The organism is Pseudomonas sp. Q1 (assembly GCF_009935975.1).
GTDB lineage: Bacteria > Pseudomonadota > Gammaproteobacteria > Pseudomonadales > Pseudomonadaceae > Aquipseudomonas > Aquipseudomonas palleroniana.
Map to the genome: position 1 here is coordinate 80952 of NZ_QODI01000010.1, position 18993 is coordinate 99944.

General features: G+C 62.0%; 15 protein-coding genes. 12 read left to right on the top strand and 3 right to left on the bottom strand.

Annotation, left to right across the window (positions count from 1 at the left end; translation table 11 throughout):
- The first annotated feature begins 141 nt into the window (after positions 1-141).
- The 4 genes from DK870_RS17080 to DK870_RS17095 all read left to right on the top strand — a co-directional run bounded on the left by DK870_RS17080 (position 142) and on the right by DK870_RS17095 (position 6583).
- A complete protein-coding gene (locus tag DK870_RS17080) occupies positions 142-3363 on the top strand; it encodes an efflux RND transporter permease subunit (RefSeq protein WP_104994204.1) in 3222 nt (1073 codons plus the stop codon).
- A complete protein-coding gene (locus DK870_RS17085) occupies positions 3353-4522 on the top strand; it encodes an efflux RND transporter periplasmic adaptor subunit (RefSeq protein WP_161549203.1) in 1170 nt (389 codons plus the stop codon). The genes DK870_RS17080 and DK870_RS17085 overlap by 11 nt, the downstream gene beginning before the upstream one ends.
- Positions 4506-5924 carry an efflux transporter outer membrane subunit gene (locus tag DK870_RS17090; RefSeq protein WP_161549204.1) on the top strand — a complete coding sequence of 473 codons (1419 nt, stop codon included), beginning with the start codon at positions 4506-4508 and terminating at the stop codon, positions 5922-5924. The genes DK870_RS17085 and DK870_RS17090 overlap by 17 nt, the downstream gene beginning before the upstream one ends.
- Positions 5925-6124: 200 nt before the next feature.
- Complete coding sequence (locus DK870_RS17095) at positions 6125-6583, top strand: transposase (protein ID WP_090370075.1); 459 nt, start codon at positions 6125-6127, stop codon at positions 6581-6583.
- A 197-nt stretch (positions 6584-6780) separates the two neighbouring features.
- Here DK870_RS17095 and DK870_RS17100 read toward each other — a convergent pair whose 3' ends face one another.
- Entirely contained in the window at positions 6781-8064 is a 1284-nt protein-coding gene (locus DK870_RS17100) for a Zn-dependent hydrolase (protein WP_161549205.1), read from the bottom strand.
- 112 nt (positions 8065-8176) lie between these two features.
- Positions 8177-9664 (bottom strand): NCS1 family nucleobase:cation symporter-1, encoded by a 1488-nt coding sequence (locus DK870_RS17105; protein WP_161549206.1) that lies wholly within the window; start codon positions 9662-9664, stop codon positions 8177-8179.
- 591 nt (positions 9665-10255) lie between these two features.
- Between DK870_RS17105 and hydA the strand changes: the two genes are divergently transcribed.
- From hydA to preA, 3 genes are all read left to right on the top strand, one after another.
- Positions 10256-11695 (top strand): dihydropyrimidinase, encoded by a 1440-nt coding sequence (gene hydA, locus DK870_RS17110; protein ID WP_060756773.1) that lies wholly within the window; start codon positions 10256-10258, stop codon positions 11693-11695.
- Between the two features lie 126 nt (positions 11696-11821).
- Entirely contained in the window at positions 11822-13189 is a 1368-nt protein-coding gene (locus tag DK870_RS17115; protein WP_161549207.1) for an NAD(P)-dependent oxidoreductase, read from the top strand.
- The gene (preA, locus tag DK870_RS17120; protein WP_060756774.1) at positions 13189-14463 is read left to right on the top strand and encodes an NAD-dependent dihydropyrimidine dehydrogenase subunit PreA; all 1275 of its coding nucleotides are present in this window, start codon (positions 13189-13191) and stop codon (positions 14461-14463) included. The genes DK870_RS17115 and preA overlap by 1 nt, the downstream gene beginning before the upstream one ends.
- 121 nt (positions 14464-14584) lie before the next feature.
- On the opposite strand, the gene DK870_RS17125 is transcribed toward preA, so the two are convergent.
- Positions 14585-15205 (bottom strand): TetR/AcrR family transcriptional regulator, encoded by a 621-nt coding sequence (locus DK870_RS17125; RefSeq protein ID WP_060756775.1) that lies wholly within the window; start codon positions 15203-15205, stop codon positions 14585-14587.
- A 143-nt stretch (positions 15206-15348) separates the two neighbouring features.
- On the opposite strand from DK870_RS17125, the gene DK870_RS17130 reads away from it, so the two are divergent.
- From DK870_RS17130 to DK870_RS17150, 5 genes are all read left to right on the top strand, one after another.
- Positions 15349-15792: a GNAT family N-acetyltransferase gene (locus DK870_RS17130; protein ID WP_060756776.1), complete on the top strand. Its 444-nt coding sequence runs from the start codon at positions 15349-15351 to the stop codon at positions 15790-15792.
- A gap of 17 nt (positions 15793-15809) precedes the next feature.
- Positions 15810-16175, top strand: coding sequence for a copper homeostasis periplasmic binding protein CopC (gene copC, locus DK870_RS17135; protein ID WP_060756777.1), 366 nt, complete (start codon positions 15810-15812; stop codon positions 16173-16175).
- A gap of 3 nt (positions 16176-16178) precedes the next feature.
- Positions 16179-17036: a copper homeostasis membrane protein CopD gene (gene copD / locus DK870_RS17140; protein WP_161549208.1), complete on the top strand. Its 858-nt coding sequence runs from the start codon at positions 16179-16181 to the stop codon at positions 17034-17036.
- Between the two features lie 222 nt (positions 17037-17258).
- Positions 17259-18080 (top strand): NAD(P)-dependent oxidoreductase, encoded by an 822-nt coding sequence (locus tag DK870_RS17145; protein WP_161549209.1) that lies wholly within the window; start codon positions 17259-17261, stop codon positions 18078-18080.
- A gap of 3 nt (positions 18081-18083) precedes the next feature.
- Positions 18084-18971: an SMP-30/gluconolactonase/LRE family protein gene (locus tag DK870_RS17150; protein WP_161549210.1), complete on the top strand. Its 888-nt coding sequence runs from the start codon at positions 18084-18086 to the stop codon at positions 18969-18971.
- Positions 18972-18993: the final 22 nt, after the last annotated feature.

Sequence of the window (18993 nt, forward strand, 5' to 3'; positions counted from 1 at the left end):
CCCTTTGTAGAACAAATGAATACACATGAAAGGTTCTTAAGCGCTTAACTAAATGTTCCTTCATTTGGCTGAAAGGTGCGTGTTAGGTGGGTCGGGCAAGACTGCCGGGGTTTGCAATCCTGCTCCCTCGGAGGTTCACGCATGCTCGGGCTGGTAAAGACCGCACTGCAAAAGCCGTACACGTTTATCGTGTTGGCCATATTCATTTGCATCATCGGGCCGATGGCGGCCCTGCGAACCCCTACGGATGTGTTTCCCGATATCGGCATCCCCGTAGTCGCCGTGGTCTGGCAGTACAACGGCCTGTCACCGGACGCCATGGCCGGCCGGGTGATCTACACCTATGAACGCTCCCTGAGCACCACCGTCAACGACATCGAACATATCGAATCGCAATCGCTGCCCGGCATGGGCATCGTGAAGATCTTCTTCCAACCCGGCGTGGATATCCGTACCGCCAACGCCCAGGTGACCGCTGTTTCACAAACCGTGCTCAAGCAGATGCCGCCCGGTATCACGCCGCCACTGATCCTCAACTACAGCGCCTCCACGGTGCCGATCCTGCAAATGGCGTTCTCCAGCCCCAGCCTCTCGGAAGCCAAGATCCGCGACCTGGTGCAGAACAACATTCGCCTGCCTTTAAGTGCCCTGCCCGGCCTGGCCATGCCTACGCCCATGGGCGGCAAGCAGCGGCAGATCACCCTCGACCTCGACCCCCAGGCACTCGCCGCCAAAGGCCTGTCGGCGCAGGACGTGGGCAATGCCCTGGCGCTGCAAAACCAGATCATCCCGGTGGGCACCGCCAAGCTCGGCCCCAATGAATACACGATTCTGCTCAACAACAGCCCCAAGGCCATCGATGAGCTCAACGACCTGCCGATCAAGACCGTCGACGGCGCGCTGATCACCATCGGCCAAGTCGCCCACGTGCGTGACGGCTCGCCACCGCAGACCAACATCGTGCGGGTCGACGGCCACCGCGCCGTACTGATGCCGGCACTGAAAAACGGCAGCATTTCCACCCTGTCGATCATCGACGGTATTCGCCAGATGCTGCCGCGCATCAACGAAACCCTGCCACCTTCGCTGAAGACCTCGCTGCTCGGTGACGCCTCGGTGTTCGTCAAGCAATCGGTCGGTAGCGTAGCCCAGGAAGGCATCATCGCCGCGCTGCTGACCAGTGCAATGATCCTGCTGTTCCTCGGCAGTTGGCGCTCCACCCTGATCATTGCCGCCTCGATCCCCCTGGCGGTGCTATCAGCCATCGCGCTGCTGGCTGTCAGCGGGCAAACCCTCAACGTGATGACCCTCGGCGGGTTGGCGTTGGCGGTCGGGATCCTGGTGGACGACGCCACGGTGACCATCGAGAACATCAACTGGCACCTGGAACAAGGCAAGGCGGTGAAAACCGCGATCCTCGACGGCGCCGCGCAGATCGTCGGCCCGGCATTCGTCTCGCTGCTGTGTATCTGCATCGTGTTCGTGCCGATGTTCCTGCTGAACGGGATTGCCGGCTACCTGTTCCGGCCGATGGCCCTGGCGGTGATCTTTGCCATGGCCAGCTCGTTCATCCTCTCGCGCACGCTGGTGCCGACCCTGGCGATGTTCCTGCTCAAGCCACATACGCCGGAACAAGGCGCGGGGCATCACCCGGAAGATGCATTCATCAACCACCACGAGGGCGAGCAGCACCAGAAACCGCGCAATCGCCTGCTGCAATCGGTGCTGAATTTTCAGCAAGGCTTCGAGCGTCACTTCTCGAACATCCGCGACACCTACCACGGCCTGCTGACCTTGGCGCTGGGCAACCGCAAACGCTTTATCGCAGGTTTCCTGGCGTGCGTGCTCGCCTCGTTCCTGCTGCTGCCGAGCCTGGGCCAGGATTTCTTTCCGGCCACCGACGCCGGCGCCCTGGCCCTGCACGTACGCTTGCCGCTGGGCACGCGTATCGAAGAAAGCGCGGCGGCGTTCGACCGCATTGAAGCGCGGATTCGCGAAGTGATCCCGGCGCAAGAACTGGACACCATCGTCGACAACATCGGCATTCCGCTGAGCGGCATCGACATGGCCTACAGCAGCAGCGGCACTATCGGTCCGCAGGATGGCGACATCCAGGTCAGCCTGAAAAAAGACCATGCGCCCACCGCCGACTACGTGAAAAAACTGCGTGAAGCCTTGCCGCAGAGTTTCCCCGGCAGCCACTTCGCGTTCCTGCCGGCCGATATCAGCAGCCAGATCCTCAACTTCGGCGCCCCCGCACCACTGGATGTGAAAATCTCCGGGCGCAGCGATGCAGAAAACCGCGCCTACGCCGTGGAACTGGAACGTCGCCTGTCGCACATCCCAGGCATCGCCGACTTGCGTATCCAGCAGTCCACCGGCTACCCGTCGCTGCAAGTCAACGTCGACCGCATGCGTGCCAATGGCCTGGGGATTACCGAGAAGGACGTGACCAACAGCATGGTCGCCTCCCTCGCGGGCAGCTCGCAAACCGCGCCGACCTTCTGGCTGAACCCGGCGAACGGCGTGTCGTACTCCATCGTCGCCGCAACGCCGCAATACCGCCTGGACAGCTTGCCGTCACTGGAAGCGCTGCCGGTCACAGGGGCTGATGGCCAGTCACAAATCCTCGGCGGCGTGGCAACCATCTCCCGCGTGCAAAGCCCGGCGGTGGTGACTCACTACAATATCCAACCGACCCTGGACCTGTACGCCAACGTGCAAGGCCGTGACCTGGGGGGCGTAGCCCGTGATGTGCAAAAAGTGCTCGACGACACCGCTTCCATGCGCCCCAAAGGCGCGGTGATCAGCCTGCATGGGCAAATCGACGCGTTGCACGAAGCCTTCAGCGGTTTGAGCTTCGGCCTGCTCGGTGCGGTCGTGCTGATCTACCTGCTGATCGTGGTCAACTTCCAGTCGTGGGTCGACCCGTTCGTGATCATCACCGCCCTGCCGGCTGCCTTGGCGGGCATCGTGTGGATGCTGTTCCTCAGCGGCACCTCGCTGTCGGTGCCGGCGCTCACCGGCGCCATCCTGTGCATGGGCGTGGCCACCGCCAACTCGATCCTGGTGGTGAGCTTCTGCCGCGAACGCCTGGCCGAACATGGCGATGCGCTAAAGGCAGCGCTGGAAGCCGGCTACACGCGCTTTCGCCCGGTGTGCATGACCGCCCTGGCGATGATCATCGGCATGTTGCCGCTGGCCCTTTCCGAAGAGCAGAACGCGCCTTTGGGCCGGGCAGTGATCGGCGGCTTGATCCTCGCCACCACTGCCACTTTGTTGTTTGTTCCCGTGGTCTTCAGCCTGGTCCACGGTCGTCACTCTACTCGCGCTGTTGCTGGAGAAACTTCACATGTCGTCTGATCACAAACCCTCGCGCAAGCGCTTGATGCTCATGGGTGTCGGCGGCCTGACTGTGGCCGCCCTGTTGGTCGCCAACGGCCTGCACGCCCGCACACTGCACGAGCAATCGGTTACCGCCTGGACGGAAACCGCCGCCATCCCACAGGTGATGGTGTTCCAACCCCAACAGAACGCTGCCGGCGATACCCTGCGTTTGCCCGCACACCTGGAAGCCTGGAGCAAGGCACCGATCCACGCCCGGGTCAGCGGCTATTTGAAGGACTGGAAAGTCGACATCGGCAGCCCGGTGAAAGCCGGCCAGGTGCTCGCCGAAATCGACAGCCCGGACCTCGATCAGCAGGTGGCGCAAGCCCACGCCCGGCTGATTCAGCAACAGGCTGATGCACGCCTGGCGCAAACCACCGCCACACGCTGGCAAAACCTGCTGGCCAGCCACTCGGTGTCGCGCCAGGAAGCCGATGAAAAAACCTCCAATGCCGCTGCCGCCAAAGCCAACGCCGAAGCCGCCGCTGCCGATTACGCACGCCTGTCGGCGCTGGAGAGCTACAAGACCCTGCGCGCGCCCTTCACCGGCACCATCACCGCACGCAACACCGATATTGGCCAGTTGATCAAGGCCGATACCGATAGCGACCCGGAGCTGTTCGATATCGCCGACACGCATCAGCTACGCCTCTACGTGCCGGTGCCACAGAACTATGCGGCGGTGATCCGTCCGGGCCTTGAAGCCGAGCTGACGGTACCCGAGCATCCCGGCGAACACTTCAAGGCGCGCCTGATCGGCGACTCCACCGCCATCGATCGCCGCTCCGGCACCCTGCTCGCCCAGTTCGCCGCCGACAACCCCAAGGGCGAGTTGCTGCCGGGTGACTATGCCGAAGCCACCCTGCCGATTCCGGCAGACACCCACGGCGTCAGCATTCCGGCCAGCGCGTTGATCTTTCGCGCCCAAGGCACCCAAGTCGCGGTGCTGGATGCGCAGAACCACGTGCACCTGCGGGACATCCACATCGGCCTTGACCTCGGCGAGCGCCTGGTCGTCGACCAAGGTTTGAAACCCGCCGACCGCGTGGTCGACAACCCACCCGACGCCCTGCGCGAAGGTGACCCGGTACAACTGGCCGATGCCTCCGGAGGTGCGCATGCGCCCAAGGCTTAAACCCCTCGCCGCATTGATACTGCTGATGCTGCAAGGCTGCTCGATGGCCCCCGCCTATCAGGTGCCGGCGGTGGACCTGCCGGCCGGCTACCGTGAACAGACCAGCGACGGTCCGTGGCACAGCGCGCAACCGTCCGATCACCTGGCTCCCCAGTGGTGGAAGCTCTACCACGACTCGCGCCTCAATGACCTGCAACAACAACTGCTCAAGGCCAACCCGGACCTGGCTGCGGCGCTGGCACACTTCGATGCGTCCCAGGCCTACGCCAGCCAACTGCACGCAGGGCTGTTCCCGCAGATCACCGCCAGCGCACAAACCTTGCGTCAGCGCCAGTCGGATTCACGGCCACTGCGCGGCGCCACGCAGCCGTCGGTTTACAACAGCAATAGCGCCGGGTTTGCCCTGAGCTATGACCTGGACCTATGGGGCAAGATCCGTAATCAGGTCGCCGCCGGGGATGCCCAGGCGCAGGCGTCCGGGGACGACCTGGCGGTGGCACGCCTGAGCCTGCAACACCAGTTGGCGACCCTGTATGTGCAACTCAATGGGCTGGATGCGCAAGCGCGGATCCTCAACCGCTCGCTGGATGATTTCAGCCAGGCATTGCAACTGACCCGTAGCCGCTATGAAGGTCAGATTGCCTCGGAGCTGGACCTGACCCGCGCCCAAAACCAACTGGCCGAAGCCAAGGCACAATGGGATGAAGTGCGTGGGCAACGCAACCTGACCGAACATGCCATCGGCGAATTGGTCGGCGTAGCGGCCAGCGACTTCACGCTGCCGGCAAGTCAGCAACTGATCGCCTTGCCAGGAATGCCTTCACAACTGCCGAGCCAACTGCTGCAACGTCGCCCCGACATCGCGGCGGCGGAACGCCGAGTGTTTGCCGCCAATGCCAATATTGGCGTGGCCAAGGCGGCCTGGTATCCGGATTTCAGCCTGACCGGCTTGATTGGCGGGCAGACCCAAGGCGTCGGCAACCTGCTGTCGGCCGGCAACCGTTACTGGGCGCTGGGGCCGTTGGTAAACCTGCCGATCTTTGATGGCGGCCGCTTGAGCGCCAATGAGCGCCAGGCCAAAGCCGAGTTTGAAGAAGCCTCTGCGCAATACCGCAGCCAGGTGTTGAAGGCCGTGCGGGAGGTGGAAGATAACCTGGCGCAGCTAAGGGATTTGCAACAGGAGGCACAGGATGAACAAGCGGCGGCGGATGCGGCGCAGCATACCGAGTCTCTGGCGATGAACAGCTATCAGGCCGGGGCGGTGAGTTATCTGGATGTGGTGACTGCACAAACCGCAGCCTTGCAGGCGCAAAGGACATTGCAGGCGGTGCAGACGCGGCAGTTACAGGCGAGCGTTGGGCTGGTCACAGCGTTGGGGGGTGGATGGCAACCTGACGCATGAGCTGAAGACCGCTATCGGGAGCAAGCCCCCTCCCACATTAGATCAGCATCAGACACAAAATGTATGAACGCCGCAGAGCCAATGTGGGAGGGGGCTTGCTCCCGATGGCGTCCGCCCAGACACATCCAGCCAAACCCCTGCCCATCAGCCTCTCACTCCCCAATCTAGCCTCTCTAAACCCATCTAGAGAGGCCCAGGGAATGGCAGATCTACCCGCTTCACACCGCCTGCGTATCGGTCGTTTCAGCGAACCGAACCGCATCTATCTCATCACCACCAACACCCACGAACGCTTACCCCTATTCAGCGACTTCCACCTCGGCCGCCTGGTGGTCTGGCAATTTCGGCTGGCCCAATACAAAGGGCTGGCGAACTCCATGGCCTGGGTCGTCATGCCGGACCATTTCCATTGGCTGCTCGAACTGAAAAAAGGCTCGCTGGCGGATCTGATGTGCCAGGTGAAATCCAGAAGTACGCGAACCGTCAACGGTGCGAGTGGGCGCAAGGGACGACTGTGGCAGGAAAGCTTCCATGACCGTGCGCTGCGCAAGGAGGACGACTTGGTAAAAATGGCCAGATACGTGGTGGCCAACCCGCTGCGAGCGGGATTGGTGAAGCGCATAGGCGACTATCCGCTATGGGACGCAATCTGGATATAGCGCCAAACACGGCTCAATGTGAGTCCAATGTGGAAAGGGGCTTGCTCCCGATGGAATGCGTAGCAGGCCCATTTTTGAGGCCGCTGCGCGGCCTATCGGGAGCAAGCCCCCTCCCACAGGTTATCCATCGTCCGCTCTGTCGCTTATTAACTGACTGGCATTAGGGCTCACCCCCCGCCCACATTCCTCAGCTGCTTTCAGGCAGCGAGTTTGCCGCTGGCGATGGCGGCTGAAGCAGCAACCATTGCGCGCAACAAGACTGCACAGCCTGCCGCCAGATCATCCGGGGCGGCGTTTTCGATTTCGTTGTGGCTGATGCCGCCTTCACACGGCACAAAGATCATCCCTGCCGGGCCGAGTTCAGCGACGAAAATCGCGTCGTGCCCTGCCCCGCTGACGATGTCCATGTTCGACAGGCCCAAGCCATTGGCCGCGTCGCGCACAGCTTTGACGCAGCCCTGGTCGAAATACAGCGGGGGGAAATCCGCCGTAGGCTCCATCTCGAAGCTCAGGCCATGTTTGGCACAGGTCTCATCGATCACCTTGCGCACTTGGGCAATCATCGAATCCAGTCGCGCCGGCTCCAGATGGCGGAAGTCCAGGGTCATGCGTACTTCACCCGGAATGACGTTGCGCGAGCCAGGATAGGCTTGCAGGCAACCCACGGTTCCACACGCATGGGGCTGGTGCCCCAACGCCGCTGCATTCACCGCCGCCACCACCGCTGCCGCGCCGACCAAAGCATCCTTGCGCAAGTGCATCGGCGTCGGTCCCGCATGGGCTTCAACGCCGCGCAGTTTCAGGTCGAACCACTTCTGCCCCAATGCCCCCAGCACCACACCGATGGTTTTTTTCTCGTCCTCGAGAATCGGCCCTTGCTCGATATGCGCCTCGAAATACGCGCCGACTTTGTGCCCGCTGACCGGACGCGTCCCCGCGTAGCCGATCGCATTCAACGCATCGCCCACGCTGACCCCCTCCGCATCGACCCTGGCCAGGGTATCGGCCAAGGTGAATTTCTCGGCGAACACCCCGGAGCCCATCATGCACGGTGGAAAACGCGAGCCTTCTTCGTTGGTCCACACCACCACTTCCAGCGGGGCCTCGGTTTCCAGCTTCAAGTCATTGAGCGTGCGCAGCACTTCCACGCCCGCCAGCACGCCAAAGCAACCGTCGAACTTGCCCCCGGTGGGTTGGGTGTCGATATGGCTGCCGGTCATTACCGGTGGCAGGTTGGGATTGCGCCCGGGGCGGCGCGCGAAGATATTGCCGATGCCATCGATGGTGACCGTGCAACCCGCCTCCTCGCACCATTGCACGAACAGATCGCGGGCCTTGCGATCGAGGTCGGTCAGGGCCAGGCGGCATACGCCGCCCTTGGGCGTGGCGCCGAGCCTGGCCAGGTCCATCAGGGACTGCCACAAGCGGTCGCGGTTGATGTGCTGATGGGTGGATTGCAGAACGTCCGTCACAGCGTTCATGGGGGATCTCCTCAGGCTACATTTCTTATGGGTTGACCCGATTCCAGTCATGGAATGAGGCCAAAAATGTGGGAGCGGGCTTGCCCCCACATTTGAATTGCATTTCAACCTCTCACAACGAGGATTTGGCCGTGACCGGGCTGATGCCGCGCTTGGCATTCAGGCCGTAATACAACACACCGCCCAGTGCCGAACCGGTAAACCAGCCGTAGCTGTAGAACCAACTGAACGCGTCGCTGCCCAGCGACAGCAAGGTCAGCACCACCGGCACGCCGAAGGCGATAAAGCCACTCCAGTTCCAAGCAGGGTAAATGTCATCGCGGTACAGGCCGGCAAGGTCCAATTGCTGCTTGCGGGTGATGAAGTAGTCCACCACCATGATCCCGGCGATAGGCCCCAGCAGACTTGAATAGCCGAGCAACCAGTTGGAATAGACGGTCTCCAGGCTCACATCGGAAACAATCAGCCCGAGCGTTTTCAGCAACTCGTGGCCCATCAATGCCAGCCCCACCAAGCCAGTCAAGATCACGGCGGTGGTGCGGTTGATCAGCTTGGGCGCAATGTTCTGAAAGTCATTGGTGGGCGATACGATGTTCGCCGCCGTGTTGGTGGACAACGTCGCGATAATGATCAACGCCATGGCAATCGCCACCCACACCGGGCTCTGGATATGCCCGATCAGGCTCACCGGGTCGGACACGCTGACACCCACCAGCTTGACCGACGCGGCTGTCATGATCACGCCGAGGGCGGCAAACAGGAACATGGTCAGCGGCAGGCCGAAAATCTGCCCCAGGATCTGGTCCTTCTGGCTCCTGGCGTAGCGGCTGAAGTCGGGAATATTCAGCGACAACGTGGCCCAGAAACCCACCATCGCAGTGAGCCCGGCCATGAAGTAACCGGTGAGGCTCGCGCCTTCAGGGCGCTTGGGTGGGATGGCCATGAGCTCGCTGAGCGACACATTCGGCATCGCCCACACCAGCAGACCGATCCCCACCGCCACCAGCAACGGTGCCGACAGGGTTTCCAGGCGCTTGATCGACTCGGCGCCACGCAATACCACCCACAGGTTCAGGGTCCAGAAGATCATGAAGCCGATCACTTCGCCAGTGCCGCCCAGGGACTTCCAGCCCTCGAAAATCGAGCCCAGGAACAGGTGGATCGCCAGCCCGCCAAACATCGTCTGGATCCCGAACCAACCGCACGCCACCAGCGCCCGGATCAGGCACGGCACATTGGAGCCGAGAATGCCGAAGGACGAACGCAACAACACCGGAAAGGGAATGCCGTACTTCGTGCCGGGAAACGCGTTAAGGGTCAGCGGGATCAGCACCACGATATTGGCCAGCAAGATCGCCATCAGCGCCTCGCCCACCGTCAGCCCGAAGTAGGCCGTCAGTACCCCGCCCAGGGTGTAGGTCGGCACGCAGATCGACATGCCGACCCACAGCGCGGTGATGTGCCATTTGTTCCAGGTGCGTTCATGCACCTTGGTCGGTGCCATGTCGTGGTTGTAGCGAGGGCTGTCGAGGACGTCGGGGCCGGCGTCGAGTTCGTACAGGCCGTTGCGTTCAATGACTTGCGATCTGTTCTGTTGCATGGCCGCTCCACGGTTTTTTCGAATTATTGTTGCTCACCCAGGGTTTGAACCTGGGTGGCCGGAGTACCGCGTTAACAACATGACATCACGGGTCCGGCCAGCCGCCATTGCACTCAATAACCGTGCCGACCGCCCACCTCGAACCCACACCGCTTATATAACGTACTGATGTTTATCAACTTTCCGATTGAGCCTCAGGCACTCGCCGCGCTACTCAGGCTAAATAACGTGGAAGTTGCCAGAACCGTCAGGACTCAATCTGGTGCAACACAATTATTTTTATTTACCGGCCCCGTCAAGAGGCATCTCTCAAGCGTCTGATTTGCAATAAGAAATGTTGCTCAATTTAAGAACCTGTCAAGTGCGTCAAAATGGTGAGACATCGCTACATTTTGGTGATTTTTATTTTTTATCCTTATAAATCAATATATTAAAGACGATATAAGCTTATAAAAAATCTTCTTGCCCAATCGAAAATCTCGGGCTAGTTTCTATTCCTGTCACCGATGACAAGAATTAACCGAGCATCGGAAAGCAGCATTACAACACTTAGAACTGGCACAAGCCGGTCAAGCCTGTGAGGAACTCGACATGTCGCTGTTGATCCGTGGCGCCACCGTTATTACCCATGATGAAAGTTACCGCGCCGATGTTTTATGCGCAGACGGTCTAATCCGGGCCATAGGGACTCAGCTGGATATTCCCGCCGGCACTGAAATACTCGACGGCAGCGGCCAATACTTGATGCCTGGCGGCATCGACCCTCATACCCATATGCAACTGCCCTTCATGGGCACCGTGGCCAGCGAAGATTTTTTCACTGGCACGGCGGCGGGCCTGGCAGGAGGCACCACCTCGATCATTGACTTTGTGATTCCCAATCCCCAGCAGTCATTGCTTGAAGCCTTTCACCAGTGGCGCGGCTGGGCACAGAAGTCTGCGGCCGACTACGGTTTTCACGTGGCGATCACCTGGTGGAGCGAGCAGGTACGCGAGGAAATGGCCGAACTGGTCAGCCATCACGGCATCAACAGCTTCAAGCACTTCATGGCCTACAAGAACGCGATCATGGCGGCCGATGACACGCTGGTCGCCAGCTTCGAACGCTGCCTGGAACTGGGCGCGGTGCCCACTGTGCATGCGGAAAACGGCGAGCTGGTGTATCACCTGCAACGCAAGCTGATGGCCCAGGGCATCACCGGGCCGGAAGCACACCCGCTGTCGCGGCCGTCCCAGGTGGAGGGTGAAGCGGCCAGCCGCGCAATCCGTATCGCCGAGACCCTGGGCACGCCGTTGTACCTGGTGCACGTATCGACCCAGGAGGCCCTCGACGAAATCACCTACGCCCGTGGCAAGGGCCAGCCGGTGTATGGCGAGGTCCTCGCCGGCCACCTGCTGCTGGACGACAGCGTCTACCAGCACCCCGACTGGCAAACCGCCGCCGGCTATGTGATGAGCCCGCCGTTCCGCCCACGCGGGCATCAGGAGGCGCTGTGGCGTGGGCTGCAATCGGGCAACCTGCACACCACCGCCACCGACCATTGCTGCTTCTGCGCCGAACAAAAAGCCGCCGGCCGTGACGACTTCAGCAAGATCCCCAACGGCACCGCCGGTATCGAAGACCGCATGGCGCTGCTGTGGGATGAGGGGGTCAACAGCGGGCGCCTGTCGATGCAGGATTTCGTCGCGCTGACCTCCACCAACACCGCGAAGATCTTCAACCTCTACCCGCGCAAGGGCGCGATCCGGGTGGGTGCGGATGCCGATCTGGTGCTGTGGGACCCGCAAGGTACACGGACCATTTCCGCCAAGACCCACCACCAGAATGTCGACTTCAACATCTTCGAAGGCAAGACCGTACGCGGTGTGCCGAGCCACACCATCAGCCAGGGCAAGCTGGTCTGGGCCGATGGCGACCTGCGCGCCGAACGCGGCGCCGGGCGGTATGTGGAGCGGCCGGCGTATCCGCCGGTGTTCGAGCAGTTGAGCAAACGGGCTGAGCATTCCAGGCCGGTGGCCGTGAACCGCTGAGCGCGCATTCGCGAGCAAGCCCGCTCCCACATTCGACTGTGGGAGGGGGCTTGCTCGCGATGAGGCCAGTACAGGCAACAACAATGCCCGCTAGAGGCAACCTAAAAAAACCGTGAGGCCAACCCCGTGATCCAGACCCTGACCCACCTCCCCCACCCCCAAGAAGACGGCGCAACGCTGGCCAGCCATTTCAGCGACCTGGCGCCGCCCCTCAATCGCCGCCAAGCCCAACTGGAAGCCTCGCGTTGCCTGTATTGCTACGACGCGCCCTGCGTGAATGCGTGCCCCAGCGAGATCGATATCCCCTCGTTCATCCGCAATATCCACACCGATAACGTGCAGGGTGCGGCGCAGAAAATCCTCTCGGCCAACATCCTCGGCGGCAGTTGCGCTAGGGTGTGCCCCACCGAAATCCTGTGCCAGCAAGCCTGCGTGCGCAACCACGCCGAGGAATGCGCCCCGGTGCTGATCGGCCTGTTGCAACGCTACGCGATCGACAATGCGCACTTCAGCGAACACCCGTTCCAGCGCGCCGCGCCCACCGGCAAACGCATCGCCGTGGTCGGCGCCGGGCCTGCGGGGCTGGCCTGCGCCCATCGCGCCGCCTTGCACGGGCATGACGTGGTGATTTTCGAGGCGCGGGAAAAAGCCGGCGGGCTGAATGAATACGGCATCGCCAAATACAAGTTGGTGGATGACTTTGCGCAAAAGGAGTTGGATTTCCTGCTGCAGGTCGGCGGTATCGAGATTCGCCACGGCCAGCGCCTGGGCGATAACCTGACCTTGAGCGAGCTGCACCAGCAATTTGACGCGGTGTTCCTCGGCCTCGGCCTGGCCGCCAGCAAACAACTCGGCCTGCCCCACGAAGAGGCTCCCGGCCTGTTGGCCGCCACCGACTACATCCGCGAACTGCGCCAGGCCGAGGACCTCACCCAACTGCCCCTGGCCGACCGCTGCATCGTGCTCGGCGCCGGCAACACCGCCATCGACATGGCCGTGCAAATGGCCCGCCTGGGTGCCCGCGATGTGAACCTGGTGTACCGCCGTGGCCTGGCGGACATGGGCGCAACCCAGCATGAGCAGGACATTGCCAAGGCCAATCAGGTGCGCCTGCTGACCTGGGCCCAGCCCGAAGCCGTGCTGCTGGATGATCACGGTCGTGTGCGCGGCATGCGCTTTCTGCGCACACACATGGAAAATGGGCGTCTGCACGCGACCGGCGAAACCTTCGAATTGGCCGCCGACGCCATCTTCAAGGCCATCGGCCAGGGCTTCGACAACGCCGCCCTGCACGACCCGCTGGCCCAGCAACTGCACCGCGTCGGCGAGCGGATCTTCGTCGACGAGCAGTTGCGCACCAGTATTCCAGGCGTCTATGCCGGCGGCGATTGCGTCAGCCTCGGCCAGGACCTCACCGTGCAGGCGGTGCAACACGGCAAGCTGGCCGCCGAGGCCATGCACGCCCAACTCATGCTGAACGTGGAGGCTGCGTAATGGCCGATCTTTCGATTGTGTTCGCCGGTATCAAGGCCCCCAACCCCTTCTGGCTGGCCTCCGCACCGCCCACCGACAAAGCCTACAACGTGGTCCGCGCCTTCGAGGCCGGCTGGGGCGGCGTGGTGTGGAAAACCCTGGGGGAAGACCCGGCGGCGGTCAATGTGTCGTCACGCTACTCGGCCCACTACGGCGCCAATCGTGAAGTGCTGGGCATCAACAATATCGAGCTGATCACCGACCGTTCCCTGGAGATCAACCTGCGGGAAATCACCCAGGTCAAAAAGGACTGGCCGGACCGTGCGCTGATCGTGTCGCTGATGGTGCCCTGCGTCGAACAGTCGTGGAAAAACATCCTGCCCTTGGTGGAGGCCACCGGCTGCGACGGTATCGAGCTGAATTTCGGCTGCCCCCACGGCATGCCCGAACGCGGCATGGGCGCGGCGGTGGGCCAGGTGCCGGAGTATGTCGAGCAAGTCACGCGCTGGTGCAAGACGTACTGCTCGCTGCCGGTGATCGTCAAGCTCACGCCGAATATCACCGACATTCGTGTGGCGGCGCGGGCGGCCTATCGCGGCGGTGCGGACGCGGTCTCGCTGATCAACACCATCAACTCCATCACCAGTGTGGACCTGGAACGCATGGTCGCCCTGCCGGTGGTCGGCACCCAGAGCACCCACGGCGGGTATTGCGGTTCGGCGGTCAAGCCGATTGCCTTGAACATGGTCGCGGAAATCGCCCGCGACCCGCAGACCCAGGGCCTGCCGATCTGCGGCATTGGCGGCATCGGCAACTGGCGCGATGCCGCCGAATTCGTCGCGCTGGGGTGCGGCGCGGTGCAGGTGTGCACGGCGGCGATGTTGCATGGGTTTCGGATTGTGGACGAGATGAAGGATGGGCTGTCCCGTTGGATGGACAGCCAGGGCTACACCAGCCTGCAGGATTTTTCCGGGCGGGCGGTGGGCAATACCACGGATTGGAAGTACCTGGACATCAATTACCAGGTCATCGCCAAGATCGATCAGGCGGCGTGCATCGGCTGCGGGCGTTGTCATATCGCCTGTGAAGATACCTCGCACCAGGCGATCGCGAGTGTGAAACTGGCGGATGGCACGCATCAATACAGCGTGATCGATGATGAGTGCGTGGGCTGCAACCTGTGCCAGATCACCTGCCCGGTGGCGGATTGTATCGAGATGGTGCCGATGGAGACGGGCAAGCCGTTTTTGAATTGGACGCAGGATCCGCGCAACCCCTACCGGGAGGCGGTGTAGGGCTTCAGGCCGCTATCGGGAGCAAGCCCCCTCCCACAGTTGATTGCATGCCCCCAGGTGAATGCGGTCATTTGTGGGAGGGGGCTTGCTCCCGATGAGGCCACCACTCACAACACAAACCTCAAGGCTCCAATCCGATCCCCCGCAAAATCACACTGGTCACCGTCTGAATGGCCTTCTCGAACTGCATGTCCGACAGCGGCTGGTGATCATTCAGAATCGTCACCTGATGATCAAAGTCCGCATAGTGCTGGGTCGATGCCCAGATCATATACAGCAGGCTCGACGGCTCTACCGGCAGGATGCGTTTGTCTTCCACCCATTGGCGAATTTTCGCTTCCTTCATCTTGGCCCAGTCGTACAGGCTTTCATCCAGCGCCTGGCCCAGGGTCGGCGCGCCGTGGATGATTTCGTTGGCCCAGACTTTCGACCCATAGGGCCGCGTGCGCGAGCGCTGCATCTTGGCGCGAATGTAGCTGCTCAACACCACACGCGGATCGTCGAAGGTTTCGAAGCTCAGGGCGTCCTGTTTCCAAACGTCCAGCAGGTCGAACAGCACCGCGCTGTAGAGCTCGCTCTTGGTGGTGAAGTAGTAATGCAGGTTGGAGCGCGGCAATTGCACTTCTTCGGCGATGTCGGCCATGGCGGTGCTGCCATAACCTTTCACCGCGAAGACTTTTTCCGCCGCCAACAGGATTTTTTCGACGTTGACTCGACGAATTCCGATCTTGTGATTGCCCATAAGGGCTCCCTGACAACAAAATGGCCTCAAGACTACCATCGGCTCCAGGGCGCGGCGACACACCACAATGAAACTTCTGACGCGAACCTTTCCCCTGGAAAACGGATTGGTTAGCATCGCTCTCCCGATCAAGGACCCAGATCATGACTATCCGACCTCGTGTCGCCACTGACGACCCCGTGCTCGGCGCACTGTGGGAGCGCTCGGTACGCGCCACCCATGACTTCCTGCCAGAGGACGACATCCAACGTCTGCTGCCCCTGGTGCGCGACACCTATTTGCCCATGCCTGCCCTGGATGTGTGGGTGTATGAAGACCCGCAGGGTATCGCCGGTTTCATCGGCACCGGCGGGCATAACGTCGAGATGCTGTTTATCGAACCCGACCGCCGTGGCCAAGGCATCGGCCGGCAATTGCTCGACCACGCGCGTGCGCGCCATGACACCCTGACGGTAGACGTCAACGAACAAAACCCACAGGCCGTGGGGTTTTATCTGCACTATGGCTTCATCCAGGTCGCACGCTCGCCGCTGGATGGCGAAGGCAAACCCTTTCCCTTGCTGCATATGGCTCTACCGACTTCCTAACCTGAAGGTATCGAACAATGTTGATCAAGAAAGCCCTGACCACCGTCGCCCTGCTCGCATCCCTGCTGGGCGCCTCGGCCGCGTTTGCGCATGCCCACCTCAAGAGCTCGACGCCTGCGGCCGACAGCACCGTCGCGGCGCCTGCCGACCTGCGCCTGACGTTCAGCGAAGGCGTCGAAGCCGTCTTCACCAAGGTGTCGCTGAGCAAGGACGGCACCGAAGTCGCGATCAAGGGCCTGGAAACCCCCGACGCCGATAAGAAGACCCTGGTCGTCACGCCTGCCGCACCGCTGGCCGCCGGCAACTATCGAGTAGTGTGGAACGCGGTGTCGGTCGACACGCACAAGAGCAACGGCGAATACAGCTTCAAGGTCGGCCAATAATTCATGGCGACACTGCTGGTGCTGTGCCGCTTTGTGCACTTCATCGTCGTGCTGTTGATGTTCGGGGCCTGTGCCTTCAGGCCCTGGTTGTTAGGCACTGAACGGCAACCGGCACTTGACCGGCACCTGCTGCACATCACCCGCGTGCTCGCCGGGTTGGCGCTGTGTTCCGGCGTGGCCTGGTTGTTGTTGATCACCGCCAGCATGGCCGGCAGTTGGAGCGCGGCGCTGCAACCGGCGACCGTGCAGTTGGTGCTGGGCAAAACCTTCTTTGGCCAAGTGTGGGCCTGGCATCTGTTGTTGAACTTGCTGCTGGTGATCGCGCTGGTCAAACCCTGGCCAGCCTTGCGCCTGCCGTTGATCACCCTGCTGCTGGTCACGCTGGCACCAGTGGGCCATGGCGCCATGCTCAATGGGTTGAGCGGGCAACTGCTGATCCTCAACCAGGTGGTACACCTGGTGTGCGTCGGCGCCTGGCTCGGTGGCTTATTGCTGCTGGTGTTGATCCTGAGGCACCCGCGAGAGGATGCGCTGGCAACCATCCTCAAGCGTTTCAGCGGCGTGGGTTATGGCTTGGTCAGCGGGTTGCTGGTGACGGGGCTGATCAATGTGCGCGTGCTCACCGGGCAGCTATGGCCCACGCCGTTGTTCAATGGCTTTGCATTGATTCTGTTGATCAAGGTGCTGCTGGTGCTGGGCATGCTGGCGCTGGCGCTGCTGAACCGCCTGCGTATCGAACGCTGTGATGAACGCCTGGGCAGCTTGAAGGCCAGTGTGATGCTGGAGTGGTTACTGGGCGTAGCGGCGGTGGCGGCGGTGTCCCTGCTCGGCACGCTCCCGCCGATGCTCCTCGCCGACTGAGCCCCAACTTCCGACCACCTCATCATACAACCCCCAGCACACAGAAAATCCCCTGTGGGAGGGGGCTTGCTCCCGATAGCGGTGTGTCATCCACCGCAAGCATCATTGATAGACCGCTATCGGGAGCAAGCCCCCTCCCACAGGTCGGGTTGACAAGCTGGGGGGAGCGTAAGGATACTCGAGACAAGTCATACGACAACCTACAACAATAATGGAATCCACATGACCACAATCACCTCGCCCACACCCTTCAACCGCCTGCTGCTCACCGGCGCCGCCGGGGGCTTGGGCAAAGTCCTGCGTGAACGCCTGCGTCCCTATGCCCGGGTGTTGCGCCTGTCGGACATCGCCCCGATGGCCCCGGCCGCCGACGCGTCTGAAGAAGTGCAACCCTGTGACCTCGCCGACAAACACGCCGTGCACCAGTTGGTCGAAGGTGTCGACGCGATCCTGCATTTTGGCGGCGTGTCGGTGGAGCGCGCCTTTGAAGAGGTACTCGGCGCCAACATCTGCGGGACTTTCCACATCTACGAAGCCGCCCGCCGCCACGGCGTGAAGCGCGTGATCTTCGCCAGTTCCAACCATGTGATCGGCTTCCACAAACAAGGCGAAATCCTCGACGCCCACTCCCCTCGCCGCCCGGACAGCTACTACGGTCTGTCCAAATCCTATGGCGAAGACCTGGCCAGTTTTTACTTCGACCGTTACGGCATCGAGACCGTGAGCATCCGTATCGGCTCCTCGTTCCCCGAACCGCAAAACCGCCGGATGATGCACACCTGGCTGAGCTTCGACGACCTCACGCAACTGCTGGAACGTGCGCTCTACACCCCCAACGTCGGCCATACCGTGGTGTACGGCATGTCGGATAACCTCGACACCTGGTGGGACAACCGCTACGCCGCGCACCTGGGCTTTGTGCCCAAGGACAGCTCCGAAGTGTTCCGCGCCCAGGTCGAAACCCAGCCACCCGTGGCTGAAAACGACCCGGCCAAGGTCTACCAAGGCGGTGCGTTTTGCGCGGCCGGCCCCTTCGGTGACTGAACCATGCCCGCTGAATTGATCGTCGACGCCCGCAACACCGTGGGCGAATGCCCAGTCTGGGTACCCGAGGAACAGGCGCTGTATTGGGTCGATATTCCCAACGGCGGCCTGCAACGCTGGAGCGCCGCCACCGGCCACCTCGCGGCCTGGAAAGCCCCGCAAATGCTTGCCTGCATCGCACGTAGCGACGCCGGCAACTGGGTTGCCGGCATGCAAACCGGGTTTTTCCAACTCACCCCGCACAACGACGGCAGCCTCGACACCACCCCCTTGGCGACCGTCGACCACCCGCGCGCGGACATGCGCCTGAACGATGGCCGCTGTGATCGCCAGGGCCGCTTCTGGGCCGGCAGCATGGTCTTGGACATGGGCCTTGGGGCCGCCGAGGGCAGCCTTTATCGCTTCGCCGCAGGTGCAACGCCGCAGGCTCAGCTAAGCGGGTTTATCACCCTCAACGGCCTGGCCTTCAGCCCCGATGGGCGCACGATGTATGCCTCGGACTCGCACCCGTCGGTGCAGCAGGTCTGGGCGTTCGATTACGATCTGGAGAGCGGCACACCGTCCAATCGCCGCGTATTCATCGACATGCACGCGCACCCCGGCCGCCCCGACGGCGCGGCCGTCGACGCCGACGGCTGCTATTGGATCTGCGCCAACGACGCAGGCTTGGTCCACCGCTTCACCCCCGAAGGTCGCCTCGACCGCTCGCTCAGCGTGCCGGTGAAAAAACCCAGCATGTGCGCGTTCGGCGGCAGTCGCCTGGACACCTTGTTCGTCACCTCGATTCGTGACGACCACAGCGAGCAGTCCCTGGCCGGCGGCGTGTTCGCCCTTAACCCCGGTGCCCAGGGGTTACCCGAACCTACGTTTGCGTGTCGCAAGCCTGGGTGACGCTGGCACCTGTTGAGCGGCG